The following is a 12,602-nucleotide window of genomic DNA, read 5'->3' as shown; positions in this document are numbered from 1 at the left end:
ATACGATAGCGGGCTTAAGAAGCCGTGACCGATCAGTTGGCGAACTGTTCGGCCATCACGCGTTCGTCGAATGACCGGCCCGCATCGAAGAGCATGGTCAGGGTGACGTCACGACGCTCGCGCACCTCGACGCGGGCGACGCGTCGGACCTCGAAGTTGTCGGCGGTCGCCGAGACCGGGCGTTTGTCGGACTCCAAAACCTCGAACCGCACCTTGGCGCCGTGCGACAACAGGGCGCCGCGCCAGCGACGAGGTCGGAAGGCGCTGATCGGCGTCAGGGCCAGGATGCGGGCGTCCAATGGGATGATCGGGCCGTGCGCCGACAGGTTATAGGCGGTCGATCCCGCAGGCGTCGCGACGAGGCAGCCGTCGCAGGACAGTTCTTCCAGCCGCACGCGCTCATCGACGGTGATGCGCAGCTTGGCCGACTGGCGCGTCTGGCGCAGCAGCGACACCTCGTTGATGGCCAAGCCGGTGTGGACCTCGCCGCTTTCGGTCCAGGCATCCATCTGCAGCGGGTGGATGACGGTCTTTTCGGCCGTCGCGATCCGCTCCAGCAGACCGTTGTCGTCGTAGTCGTTCATCAGAAAGCCGACCGATCCCCGGTTCATCCCATACACGGGCGTGCGCTGCCGCAGGTTGCCGTGCAGGGTTTCCAGCATCTGTCCATCCCCGCCCAATGCGACGATCACATCGGCCTCGTCTTCAGACACGGCGCCATAGCGGGCGATCAAGGTCTTACGCGCCGCCTGGGCTTCGGGCCGGTCGCTGGCGACGAAGGCCAATCGGGGCGACGACGGCAGGGGAGAGGGGCTTGACTGAGTCACTTGGCGACGTGGCCCGAGCTTGGGCGCAGAGTCAAACGGTCGCGGGCTTGTGCATCATCTGATGGAAGGCGCGAGAGGCGGCGTGCGCGCTCATCGGCGCCGCCTTCCAGCCGCCGTCGGCTGGCATTCCGCCCGACAGTTTGCGCACCTCGACCAAAAGGGAAGCGAAGACGGCCTTGTCCACGCCCACAGCGATGCAGGCCAGGTAAAGCGGCTCGGCGGTCGGCGCGCGGATGGCGTGATGTACTTGAGCCTCGCTGAAGCCGCCCAGGACCGCCAGGGTCTGTTCGAACAGTTCGAAACGCTGTTCCCGCAGCGCGCGGACCAGCAGACCAGGACGCAGTTGACCGGCGGATTGAAGTTTTTCCACCAGTCGTCGTTCCGCATAGGTGCGTGTGCGATCTTCGGTCATCCGGGCGGACATGGCGCGCCACTCCGGGCTGCCGACGGCCTTCGCCGCCGCGTCCTGAACCGCCGCGTTCAACTGGGCGTCGTCGATGCGGAAGCGTTCGCCGATCGACTGGCGCAGAGCCTGGCCGACCCATTGATAAAGCTGCTGCGCCAGTTGTTCGTTCAGCCTGGGGTGACGCGTCAACGGCGCCCGCAGGCCCGCGATGCGGCGCGAGTGATCGACCAGCTTGCGCATGGCGTCTTCGCTAATGTCCGCCGTGCGATTGGACGCCAGCGCCGTCATGGTGACGGGTTCGGCGCGATCGACGATTGTGTCCACGACCGGTCGCGCCAGCTGCGGACGACGGGCGACGGCGATCTGATGCTCCAGCGTCGCCTCGATCAGCAGGCGTATCAGGTCGGCGTTTTGTAGAAGCGGGCTGGAGGTGATTACCGGGCGGGCGATCTCGATCTCATCCAGCGCCAGCATATTGACCAGGGCAGGCGGCGCCCAATCGACGCCCGCGATCCGTTCGGACAGGGCTAGGCGAATATCCTGCTCGGCCTGGGCTGTCAGAGCGAGGAAAATGTCGCTGAGCAGCGGCGCGACCTTGGGCGGCGGCGGATTGGATTCACAGAGCGCGGTGACCTTCAGCAGCAGGCGCTGACGGTCGTCGGCCGAACGGCTGCTGGCCAGCGCCAGAAGCTCAGACACAGTCCGGTCGTCCCAGGCGTCGCGGGGCGGCTCCAGTTGAACGACAGACAAGGCGGCTCCCCGAACCGGCGACGATGCTTAACCATATGCTTGCGTGATGAAGACCGGGTTAAGCAAGGCCGCCGCAGGGGGTGACGTCACGTCAACGGCGGCCTTGTCGGCTTGACGACGCGACCGCGCGGGGTGACGGTTTGTAAAAGCCCATCCAGAGGCAGGAGGAAATCATGGCGGACGGAACCAGTCCCTCGATCAAGTCGCGCGTGTCCGAAGCCGAATGGCAGGTCCGTGTCGAGCTGGCGGCCCTCTATCGGCTGGTCGCCTTGAACGGTTGGGACGACATGATCTTCACCCATATCTCGGCGCGCGTGCCCGGGCCGGAGCATCATTTTCTGATCAATCCCTACGGCTTCTACTTCGACGAGATTACGGCCTCGTCGCTGGTGAAGGTCGATCTGGAAGGGAACATCGTCCAGGACACGCCCTATTTCATCAATCCGGCGGGCTTCACCATCCACTCGGCCGTCCATGCCGCGCGCGAAGACGCCAAGTTCGTCATCCATCTACATACAGTGAACGGCGTGGGCGTCGCCGCTCAGGCCGAAGGGTTGCTCCCCGTCAGTCAGAACGCGTGTTTACTACAGCATCAGGTTGCGTATCATGGATATGAGGGGTTGGCCCTGAACCATGACGAACGCGAACGTCTGGTCGCCGACCTGGGGGACAAACCGCTGATGCTGCTGCGAAACCACGGCACGCTGGCGGTCGGGGAAACGGCGGCTCAAGCATGGATCGGCATCTTCTTCCTGGAGCGGGCCTGCGCGCAGCAGGTTGCGGCTCTGTCCGGCGGACGCGAGCACATCTTGTTGGCGCCGGACGAGGCGCAGGCCGAAACCAAGGAGCAGGGGCGCGGCATCGGCTTCATCTCGTCTCTGGCCTGGCCGGGCGCGCTGCGTCAGCTGGATCGCAAGTCGCCGGGCTACGACGCCTAAATCCCTTCGTCGCGGGGGCGCTGATCCTCGCGGCGCTGACGCCGACCCAAGCTCTCGCCGGCGCCTGGACGCAGCCGAAGGGCAAGGGCCAGGCCATCGTCAAATACGAGCGGCTGAGCGCCGACACAGGCTTCGACGCTGCTGGCGAGGAACGCGACCTGCCTGGCCGGCGGCGCGACGCGACCTTGGGACTGTTCGCCGAATACGGCGTGGCGGATCGCCTGACGCTCCAGCTGAAGGCAGACTGGCAGGACGGCGAGGACGCCTTCGTTGATTACAGCGGGCGCGGCCCCATCGAGATCGGCGCAACCTGGCAGGTCTGGCGCGACGACCGCAACGCCGTCAGCCTTTACGGCGGCTATACCCAGGCCGGGGAGGGGCGCAATGCCGGCTATGCCGCGCCGGGCGTCGGCGATCACGATTGGGAAGCGCGAGTCTCGGTTGGCCGGTCCCTCGGCCCTATGGGCGAGCGCTGGGGAATGGACGGCGCATTCGTCGAGCTTCAGGCCGCACGCCGTCTTCGCGACGGCCTGCCGGATGAAACCCGCATCGACGCCACGGCGGGCGCCCGGATCGGCGAGGATTGGATGGTGCTGGGTCAGGCGTTCGGCGGCGCGGCCGACGGCGGCGCACGCTGGCTGTCGCTGGAAGCCTCAGTCGTGCGCGATTTCGGTGCGTGGAGCATGCAGGCCGGATGGAGACAAACCGTCGCAGGCCAGGAGATTCCCATCAGCCGCGGGCCCGTTCTTGCGATCTGGCGAAGATTTTAGGGAAGATTTCTGCGACGGAAAATGTGATCCGGCACGTTACTGATACGTAACATTGCGCGCACTTCATTACCCGGTAATGCATGCGGCGTCCCCCTGACCGAGAGACCCCCGCGTGATCAAACGTCACTTCTTCCTCGTCGCCGCCGCTGTCTTGCTTGCCCTGATGGTCGTCGCCGCCATCGTCAAATTCTCCGCGGGAGATGAAAAGAAGGCGGCAGGGCCGGGCGGCGGTCGCGGACGCGGAGCGCAGCAGGTGTCCGAGGCCGTCGTGGCGCAGCGACCCTTCTCCGATCAGGTTCGCGTTTTGGGCGTGGCGCGCGGCGAGCGGTCGGTGAACGTCACCTCCTCGACCACCGAACTGATCACCCGCGTCCTGTTCGCGGACGGCCAGTATGTCTCGGCCGGTGCGCCGCTGGTCGAGCTTCAGGCGCGCGAGGAAGACGCGGCCATCATCGAGGCCCGCGCCAACGTCAATCAGGCCCAGCGTGAATACGATCGTTACAAGGCCTTGGCCGACCGGGGCGTCGCGCCCCAGGTCATGCTGGAACAGGCCGAGACCGCGCTCGAAACCGCCCAGGCGTCGCTGCAGGCGGCCCAGGCGCGTCGCGGCGACCGGGTGATCCGGGCTCCCTTCTCCGGCCGTGTCGGTCTGACCACGGTGACGCCCGGCACGCTGATCAACCCAGGCGCGGTGATCACGACGCTGGACGACACCTCGACGATCCGCGTCGATTTCCCCTTGCCTGAGCGCTATCTGAACCTGCTGCGTCCTGGCGCACAGTTGACCGCGACGGCAGACGCCTATGGCGACGAGCCGTTCACGGGCCGGATCGCCTTGATCGACACGCGCGTCAACGAAATGACCCGCGCCGCAACCGCGCGCGCGGAGTTCCCCAACCCCGGCGGTCGCATCCGTCCCGGCATGCTGATGCGTGTCGCGGTCCAGCAGGGCCATCGTCATAGCGCCGCCGTGCCCGAGTCGGCCGTGCAATACGAAGGCGCCGGCGCCTTCGTCTATCGTATCGCGCCCGGGCAGAACGGCTCCACCGCTCAGCGGGTCGAGGTCGAGACCGGGGCCGTCGAGAGCGGCTTTGTTGAGATCCTGTCCGGCATCGAGGCGGGCGACCGCATCGTCGGATCGGGCCTGAACCGTATTCAGCCGGGCGCGCCGGTCAGCGTGGGCGGCCAGGGTCGCAAGTCGAGCGCCGCCAAATGATGCTGTCCGACGTTTCGGTCCGGCGGCCCGTCTTCGCGGCCGTCGCGGCCATTGTGCTGTGCGTCATCGGCGCCGCAGCCTTCTTCTTCCTGCCCGTGCGCGAACTGCCGGACGTCGATCCGCCCATCGTCTCGGTCAACACCAGCTACGCCGGCGCCTCGGCCGAGGTCATCGAGAGCCGCATCACCGAGCCGGTGGAGCAGCAGATCGCCGGCATCCAGGGCGTCGAACGAATCAACTCGACCAGCCGCGACGGACGCTCCAATGTGAACATCGAGTTCTCGCTGGACCGCAATATCGACGACGCCGCCAACGACGTGCGCGACCGCGTCAGCCGCGTAGTCGGCCGCCTGCCGGATCAGGCCGATCCGCCGGAGGTCGCCAAGGCCGATTCCGACAGCCAGCCGATCATCATCGTCTTCCTTCGCTCGACCAGCATGAACCGGCTTCAGCTGACCGATTACGCTGACCGATATCTGATCGACCGGATGGCGACGGTGCCCGGCGTGGCCCAGGTCAACATCTATGGCGAGCAGCGCTACTCGATGCGCATCTGGCTGGATTCCGCCGCCATGGCGGCGCGAGGCCTGACGGTCAACGACGTCGAGACGGCCCTGACGAACCAGAACGTCGAACTGCCCGCCGGGTCGCTGGAATCGACGGACAAGGACTACACCGTCCGCGTGGCGCGCACCTACGCCCTGCCGGAGGACTTCCGCCAACTGCCCATCGGCACGCGCGGCTCGGCCTCGACCTCGGCGACAGTCGCCACAGGAACGGGCAGCGGATCGTCGGCCATCATCCAGGGGCAGCCCACCTATGTGACGCGCCTGGGCGACATCGCCCGCGTCGAGGAGGCGCCGGAAGAAGATCGTCGTCTGTTCCGCGGCAACGGCATGGACCAGATCGGCTTGGCCGTGACCCGTCAGGCGCAATCCAACGACCTCGCCATCTCGGACGGTGTCCACAAGATGATCGAGGAAATCCGGCCGACCTTGCCGCCGGGCGTGACCATCGAGGTCGGATCCGACAACTCGGTCTTCACCTCTCACGCCATCGACGAGGTCTGGATCACCATCGGCATCTCGATGGCCTTGGTGGCCCTGGTGAACTTCATCTTCCTGGGCAGCCTGCGGGCGGCGCTGATCCCGTCCATCGTGGCGCCGATCTGTCTGCTGGCGACCTTCATCGTCTTGGCGCCGCTGGGCTTTTCGCTGAATCTGCTGACGCTGCTGGCTCTGGTGCTGGCGATCGGCCTGGTTGTGGATGACGCCATCGTCGTGGTCGAGAATATTCAGCGTCGCCTGGACCTGGGCGAACCGCCTCTGGTCGCGGCCGAACGCGGCGCGCGCCAGGTCTTCTTCGCGGTCGTGGCCACGACCATCGTGCTGCTATCGGTCTTCGCGCCCCTGCTGTTCTTGCCCGGATATGTCGGGCGTCTGTTCGTAGAGCTGGCGGCGGCGATCGCGGCGGCCGTGGCCTTCTCCGCCTTCCTGGCGCTCAGCCTGTCGCCGATGCTGGCCTCCAAGATTTTGCGACCCGCCCATGGCGGCGGCTGGGTGGCGCGCAAGGTCGACTGGGGCATGGACCGGCTGAAGTCGTCCTATGGCCGGTCGCTTGATATGCTGTTGGGCCGTCGCATCGCGGTGATCGGCGTCGGCGCCCTGATCCTGCTGGTCGCAGCGGGGGCGGGCGGCATCTTCCTGACCCTGCCCAACGAACTGGTGCCGGACGAGGATCGCGGCCGGGTCACGGTGCGCGTCGCCGGTCCCGAGGGCGCGGGCTTCGACTATACCCGCAAGATCATGCTGGGGCTGGAGCCTCTGCTGGCCGAATACAAGACCAGCGGCGAGGCCGACAGCTATCTGGTGTCCGCGCCCGGCTTCGGCGGCGGCAGCTTCAACTCGGGCAATGCGGTCCTTACGCTCGCCGACTGGTCCAAGCGCGACCGCTCGGCGGCCGAGATCGCTCAGGAATTGAACGGCAAGCTGCGCGGCCAGACGGGCGCCCAGGTCAACGCCTCGACCCCCGGCGCCTTCCAGCGCGGCGGCGGCAACTCAAACTCCATCGAACTGATCGCGACCGGCAGCGACTATCAGCAGATCTACGCCTGGCTTCAGCCTATGCTGGCCGCAGCCCAGGCCAATCCCGGCTTCTCGCGTCCGCGCCTGAACTATGAGCCGAACTCGCCGCGTCTGCTGGTCGATGTCGATCCGCAGAAAGCCGCCGCGCTGGGCGTTTCGTCCCAGTCGATCGGCCGCACGCTGGAGACCATGTTCGGCTCTCGCCGCGCCACGACCTACATCAAGGGCGGTCAGGAATATGATGTCATCCTGCAGACCGAGCGCGACAATCGTCGTGAGGTCGCCGATCTGGAAGCCCTGTATGTCGCGACCGGGGGCGGCCAATTGGTGCCGCTTTCGGCCGTGGTCACGACCAAGACCAGCGGCGACACGCCGGACCGTCGCCGACTGGACCGACAGCGCGCGATCTCCCTGCAGGCCGACCTCAATCCCGGCACCACGATCGACGACGCGGTCCAGTTCTTGAACGCCGAGGCGGCCAAGCAGCCGCAAGGGGCCGTCGTCACCCAGTGGGGCGGGGCGGCGCGCGACCAACAGGAGGCGGGCGGGGCGGTGTTTGCAGCCTTCGGTTTGGCGTTGTTGCTAGTTTTCCTGGTTCTGGCGGCCCAGTTCGAAAGCTGGATCACGCCTGCGGTCATCATGTTAACGGTGCCGCTGGCGGCGGCGGGCGGGCTTTTCGGCCTGCTGATGGCGGGCTCCAGCCTGAACATCTACAGCCAGATCGGCCTGATCATTTTGATCGGCGTGGCGGCCAAGAACGGCATTCTGATCGTGGAGTTCGCCAACCAACTGCGCGACCAGGGGCGGTCGATCCGGGAGGCGATCATCGAGTCGTCGTCCTTGCGGCTACGTCCGATCATCATGACCTCGATCGCAACCGCCTTCGGCGCTCTGCCGCTGGTGCTGTGGCAAGGCGCCGGCGCCGGCAGCCGTCAGACCATCGGCGTGGTGATCTTCACCGGCGCCATCTTCGCCACCGTCCTGACCCTGTTCGTGGTGCCGGTGATCTATGGCGTCCTGGCGCGCTTCACCAAGTCGCCGGAATGGACCGCCCGCAAGATCGAGGAGTGGGAAGCCCAGGAACTGCGCGAAGGCGGCCCCAAGGAACTGCCCGAGGCCTGACGGATCAAGCGGCGGGCGCAGGCTCCGGCTTGTAGCCCGTCTCCACCTTCAGGAAGGCGATGACGTCGCGGCGATCCGTGGCGTCGGGCAGACCGGGGAAGGTCATCTTGTTGCCGGGCAGGAAGGTGCGTGGGTTTTCCAGCCAGTGATCCAGCTTCTCGGCGTCCCATGTGAAGTTCGCCGTACGCATGGCGTTGGAATAGTTGTAGCGCGGGCGATCGCCCGCCTTGCGGCCGAACACACCGTACAGGTTTGGCCCCGCCATGTCCGGGCCGCCTTCGCCGATGGTGTGGCAAGCGCGACAGCGCGCAAACGCCCGACGCCCGTTCTCGAGATCGCCCGCATTGTAGGGGGCGGGAAGGGAGGCCAGCAGTGTCGCCTTTTCCACATCCGTCAGCACGTGAACTGGCGCGGCAGGCGTGGTCGCGGACGGCTCGCCCTGGCCACAGGCGGCAAGGGTCAAAAGCGGGGCCAGAAGAAGGGGGGCGACGAGGGCGTGGCGTGTCATGGCGGCTTCCTGTTTGCCTTGTGATACCGCAACGCACCGGCGCGGCAATTGGTCAAGCTGTCCTGCTGGACGTAGACCCCTCGCACCTGATAATCAGTGTCAAAGAAACGCGGAGCCGTCGGGGAGCGGCCTCGCCCGTGCGAGCGTAGAATTGACCGACACCATCAAGTTGAGCCAGGCCCGACGCGGCGATCGCGGCGTCATCGTTCAGGTCGGCGCCCATTGTCACCATCAGGGCGAGGCGGTCGAGCTGGAACGCCGTCTGCTGGAACTGGGCTTTGTCGAAGGCGCGCAAATCGAACTGCTGCACGAAGGTCTGTTCGGACGCGACCCCATCGCCATGAAGGTGGACGATATGCGCGTGGCCCTGCGTCGCCACGAGGCGGAAAGCCTCTCGATCCGGCTGGGCGCCGCCTGATGGACATCGCGCTGAAGACGGCCCGCGTCGCGCTGGTCGGCAATCCCAATAGCGGCAAGACCGCTCTGTTCAACGCCCTGACCGGCGCTCATCAGAAGGTCGCCAACTACGCCGGCGTGACGGTGGAGCGTAAGGAAGGCCTGATCCGCGCCGCCTCCGGCCGCACGATGTCGGTGCTGGACCTGCCCGGCACCTATTCCCTGCGCGCCCGCAGTCCGGACGAGGAGGTCACGCGCGACGCCGTTCTGGGGCGACTGGCCGGCGAGACGCCGCCCGACGTCGTGGTCTGCGTCGCCGACGCCACCAACCTGCGTCTGGTCCTGCGGCTGATCCTGGAGCTGAAGGCCGTCGGGCGGCCCATGGTTCTGGCGCTGAACATGTATGACATCGCCCAGCGCCAGGGCCTGCGCATCGATCTGGAGCGACTGCGCGCCGAACTGGGCGTGCCGATCATCACCACCGTGGCCACGCGCAAGCGCGGCATCGACGATCTGGTCGCCGCCATTGAGGACCAGGCGGCCGTCGCGGCCGTGACCGAAAGCCAATGGCGCAGTCCGGACGCCGCCGAGCTACGAGCCGCGGCCCGCGAAGCCGAGCGGATCATGAAGGCCTGCGTCCGCCCGCCGGAGCGGCCCGATACCCTTACCGGCAAGATCGACTCAGTGCTGCTGCATCCGGTCGGCGGGCTGCTGATCCTGTTCGCCCTGCTGTTCGTGATGTTCCAGGCCGTGTTCAGCTGGGCCGCGCCCGTAATGGACGGGATCGAGGCCAGCATCGCCTGGTTGGGCGGCTTGGTCGCCAACGTCTTGCCTGACGGTCTGCTGCAAAGCCTGATCGTTGACGGGATCATTTCCGGCGTCGGCAGCGTGCTAGTGTTCCTGCCGCAGATTCTGATCCTCTTCCTGTTCATCATCGCGCTGGAAGACTTCGGCTATATGGCGCGCGCGGCCTTCCTGATGGACAAGATCATGGGCGGGGCGGGGCTGCACGGCCGGGCCTTCATCCCGCTGCTGTCCAGTTTCGCCTGCGCCATTCCCGGCGTCATGGCGGCGCGGGTGATCGATTCGCGACGCGACCGCCTGACCACCATCCTGGTCGCCCCGCTGATGACCTGCTCAGCGCGCATCCCGGTCTATACGCTGATCATCGCCGCCTTCATTCCGAATGAGACGGTCTGGGGCTTCGCCAATCTGCAGGGCCTTGTGATGTTCGGCCTCTACGCCGCCGGCATCGTCAGCGCCCTGATCGTCTCCCTGCTGATCCGCAAAGTGTTCTGGCGAGGGGCGGTCGAGCCCTTCATGATGGAGCTTCCGGCCTACAAGACGCCGGACCTGCGCAGCGTCGGCTTCAATCTGTGGCTCCGGGCCAAGATCTTCCTGAACCGCGCGGGCCGCATCATCCTGCCGTTGGTGATCATCTTGTGGGTGCTGGCGACCTTCCCCTATCCGCCCGAGAACGCGACCCTGCCGGCCATCGACTATTCGTTCGCGGGCATGATCGGCCGCGCTCTGGAGCCGATCTTCGCGCCCATCGGCTTCAACTGGCAGATGGTGATCGCCCTGATCCCCGGCATGGCGGCGCGTGAGGTTGCAGTGGCGGCGCTTGGCACGACCTACGCCATCGCTGACGCCGAGAATGCGACGGGCCTTCTAGCCTCGACCCTGGCGTCGCACTGGTCGCTGGCGACAGCCTTGTCCTTCCTGGCCTGGTACATCTTCGCGCCCCAGTGCGTGGCGACATTGGGCGTCGTGCGGCGCGAGACCAACTCGCTGAAATGGACCTGGATCATGATCGGCTACATGTTCGGTCTGGCCTATCTGGCGTCGCTGGTGACCTATCATGTGGCGGTGGCGCTCGGAGGCGGCTAAGCCAGAAGGGTTCGCCGCCTTCGGGACGTCCTGATGAATCCTGTACTCGCCGCCGCCGTCATGGGCGGGCTGGGCCTGATCGTCGGCAGTTTCATCGCCGCCGTCAGCGTTCGCCTGCCGCGCGACGAGGACATCGTCGTCGCCCGCTCGCGCTGCCGGGGCTGTGATCAGACGCTACGTCCCTGGGAGCTTGTGCCGGTCTTCAGCTGGCTTGGTTTGCGCGGGCGGTGTGCGCGATGCCACACGCGGATTTCGCCGCGTTATCCGCTGATCGAGTTAGCTTCGGCCGGCGTCGGCATCTGGGCCGGCGTGTGGGGTGTGACGGGCGGCGCCTCGACATTCATGATCGCCGCCACGGCCGTTCTGGGTTGGCAGCTGTTGCTGATCGCCATCGTCGACGGTGAACACTTCTGGCTGCCGGACAGTCTGACGCTGCCGTTGATCGCGACCGGCGTCACGGTCGCCCTGATTCTGGACTGGGGCCTCGGCTTTTCCCATCTGATTGGCGCGGTGGTCGGTTTTGGCGGACTTTGGCTGGTCGGCTGGCTGTACCAACTCGTCCGCAAGCGCCAGGGGCTCGGGGGAGGCGACCCCTTCCTGTTCGCGGGGGCAGGGGCGTGGGTCGGCTGGATGGGCCTGCCCAGCGTGCTGCTGTGGGCCTGCGCGGTCGGGCTCAGCCTAGTCTTCGGCATTCTGGTGGTTCGGCGCAGCGTCGGCGGATCGGAAAAGCTGCCGTTCGGCGTCTTCCTGGCCGTCGGGATCTGGATGACCTGGCTGTATGGGCCGTTGGGGCTCTAACGTCCGGTCGTCAGCTTCACGATGATGATGGCCGCCGTATCCAGGATGGCTTCGGGCGTATCGGCCCGCCGCAACAGATCGAAACTGGCCGCCGTCGATTCGGCGATGGAGGCGATCTGGTAGGACGCCAGCCGTGGATTGTAATCCTTGGGATGCAGGCCGCTGGCGTGGGCCTGAGCCACGCGCCGTTCGATCGACAGGTGCAGCCGGCGCAAACGGCGCACCCGGCTTTCGACGAAGGCGGCGTCGCCATTGTCCGCAAGCATATGTTCGACGCGCAGCACCTGACCGTGGCTGCGCCAGATGGCCATCACGTCTAGAATGAAGGCGCGCGCGATGACGAAGGCCTTGTCGCCCGGCCAGTCGGCCTGGAAATGCGCCGCCAGCCCCTGAAAATCCGTCGCGGCGACCTCGCATAGCGCCAGCACAGGTTCTTCGACCGTCTTGAAATAGGTGTAGAAGTTGGAAGGCGATACACCGGCGGCCGAGGCCAGATCGGCGACGCGGATTTCACCGTAATGCCGCTCGTTCAACAGGCGTTGGGTCGCGTCGAGGATCGCCTGGCGGGTTCTGCCCCCTCGCGCACCGATCTTGTGGCCCAGCTTGTTGGTGGTGTCGGCCATGTCCCCGATGGTCGAAAGGCGTGGTGCCGGCTGCAGGAATCGAACCCGCGACATCCAGTTTACAAAACTGGCGCTCTACCAACTGAGCTAAGCCGGCCCGAACGGGCGGTGAGCGGCCCTTATGTCCAGCCTCACGCCCGGACGCAAGGCGTCAGCGCAGCCTTGCCTAAAATCCGACGTCCGAAGCCGAAAACAAGCTGAGGTTCCATGATGGTAACCGGTGTCTTTTTGCGGTCCATGTTGTAGGTTTGTTGGATCAAGATCGAGAGGCGAC

At 66.2% G+C, this 12,602-nt stretch carries 11 protein-coding genes and 1 tRNA gene; 7 read left to right on the top strand and 5 right to left on the bottom strand.

The features are described 5' to 3' along the window. Positions 1 to 32: 32 nt before the first annotated feature. A complete protein-coding gene (locus PFY01_RS11675) occupies positions 33 to 785 on the bottom strand; it encodes an NAD kinase (protein WP_271041393.1) in 753 nt (250 codons plus the stop codon). A 73-nt stretch (positions 786 to 858) separates the two neighbouring features. After that, positions 859 to 1,983 (bottom strand): DUF2336 domain-containing protein, encoded by a 1,125-nt coding sequence (locus PFY01_RS11670; RefSeq protein ID WP_271041392.1) that lies wholly within the window; start codon positions 1,981 to 1,983, stop codon positions 859 to 861. 173 nt (positions 1,984 to 2,156) lie between these two features. On the opposite strand from PFY01_RS11670, the gene PFY01_RS11665 reads away from it, so the two are divergent. The 4 genes from PFY01_RS11665 to PFY01_RS11650 all read left to right on the top strand — a co-directional run bounded on the left by PFY01_RS11665 (position 2,157) and on the right by PFY01_RS11650 (position 8,113). Next, entirely contained in the window at positions 2,157 to 2,921 is a 765-nt protein-coding gene (locus PFY01_RS11665; protein WP_055754843.1) for a class II aldolase/adducin family protein, read from the top strand. Between the two features lie 185 nt (positions 2,922 to 3,106). Further along, positions 3,107 to 3,691, top strand: a complete 585-nt coding sequence (locus PFY01_RS11660) for a hypothetical protein (RefSeq protein WP_333780216.1) — start codon at positions 3,107 to 3,109, stop codon at positions 3,689 to 3,691. A 112-nt stretch (positions 3,692 to 3,803) separates the two neighbouring features. Then, the gene (locus PFY01_RS11655; RefSeq protein ID WP_271041391.1) at positions 3,804 to 4,907 is read left to right on the top strand and encodes an efflux RND transporter periplasmic adaptor subunit; all 1,104 of its coding nucleotides are present in this window, start codon (positions 3,804 to 3,806) and stop codon (positions 4,905 to 4,907) included. Next, positions 4,907 to 8,113: an efflux RND transporter permease subunit gene (locus PFY01_RS11650; protein ID WP_271043057.1), complete on the top strand. Its 3,207-nt coding sequence runs from the start codon at positions 4,907 to 4,909 to the stop codon at positions 8,111 to 8,113. Before PFY01_RS11655 ends, PFY01_RS11650 begins: the two co-directional genes overlap by 1 nt. A 4-nt stretch (positions 8,114 to 8,117) precedes the next feature. On the opposite strand, the gene PFY01_RS11645 is transcribed toward PFY01_RS11650, so the two are convergent. Beyond that, the gene (locus PFY01_RS11645; protein WP_271041390.1) at positions 8,118 to 8,621 is read right to left on the bottom strand and encodes a c-type cytochrome; all 504 of its coding nucleotides are present in this window, start codon (positions 8,619 to 8,621) and stop codon (positions 8,118 to 8,120) included. Between the two features lie 151 nt (positions 8,622 to 8,772). Between PFY01_RS11645 and PFY01_RS11640 the strand changes: the two genes are divergently transcribed. From PFY01_RS11640 to PFY01_RS11630, 3 genes are read left to right on the top strand one after another with little or no spacing between them, the layout of a single operon-like run. After that, positions 8,773 to 9,039, top strand: coding sequence for a FeoA family protein (locus PFY01_RS11640; protein ID WP_055754847.1), 267 nt, complete (start codon positions 8,773 to 8,775; stop codon positions 9,037 to 9,039). Continuing rightward, complete coding sequence (feoB, locus tag PFY01_RS11635) at positions 9,039 to 10,907, top strand: ferrous iron transporter B (protein ID WP_055808546.1); 1,869 nt, start codon at positions 9,039 to 9,041, stop codon at positions 10,905 to 10,907. The genes PFY01_RS11640 and feoB overlap by 1 nt, the downstream gene beginning before the upstream one ends. A 33-nt stretch (positions 10,908 to 10,940) precedes the next feature. After that, positions 10,941 to 11,705, top strand: a complete 765-nt coding sequence (locus PFY01_RS11630; protein ID WP_271041389.1) for a prepilin peptidase — start codon at positions 10,941 to 10,943, stop codon at positions 11,703 to 11,705. Here the strand turns inward: PFY01_RS11630 and PFY01_RS11625 are convergent. Continuing rightward, complete coding sequence (locus PFY01_RS11625; RefSeq protein ID WP_271041388.1) at positions 11,702 to 12,328, bottom strand: TetR/AcrR family transcriptional regulator; 627 nt, start codon at positions 12,326 to 12,328, stop codon at positions 11,702 to 11,704. The genes PFY01_RS11630 and PFY01_RS11625 overlap by 4 nt on opposite strands. Before the next feature lie 21 nt (positions 12,329 to 12,349). After that, positions 12,350 to 12,425: transfer RNA gene (locus PFY01_RS11620), tRNA-Thr, on the bottom strand. Positions 12,426 to 12,602 lie beyond the last annotated feature (177 nt).

Origin of the sequence: Brevundimonas vesicularis (genome assembly GCF_027886425.1) — a bacterium.
GTDB lineage: Bacteria > Pseudomonadota > Alphaproteobacteria > Caulobacterales > Caulobacteraceae > Brevundimonas > Brevundimonas vesicularis_C.
This window is presented reverse-complemented; position numbering and strand designations above follow the sequence as displayed.

Excerpts from the sequence above, each read along its gene's own strand:
- PFY01_RS11665 (WP_055754843.1), top strand. The coding sequence starts at position 2,157 with ATGGCGGACGGAACCAGTCCCTCGATCAAGTCGCGCGTGTCCGAAGCC.
- PFY01_RS11650 (WP_271043057.1), top strand. The coding sequence starts at position 4,907 with ATGCTGTCCGACGTTTCGGTCCGGCGGCCCGTCTTCGCGGCCGTCGCG.
- PFY01_RS11645 (WP_271041390.1), bottom strand. The coding sequence starts at position 8,621 with ATGACACGCCACGCCCTCGTCGCCCCCCTTCTTCTGGCCCCGCTTTTG.
- feoB (WP_055808546.1), top strand. The coding sequence starts at position 9,039 with ATGGACATCGCGCTGAAGACGGCCCGCGTCGCGCTGGTCGGCAATCCC.
- PFY01_RS11630 (WP_271041389.1), top strand. The coding sequence starts at position 10,941 with ATGAATCCTGTACTCGCCGCCGCCGTCATGGGCGGGCTGGGCCTGATC.
- PFY01_RS11625 (WP_271041388.1), bottom strand. The coding sequence starts at position 12,328 with ATGGCCGACACCACCAACAAGCTGGGCCACAAGATCGGTGCGCGAGGG.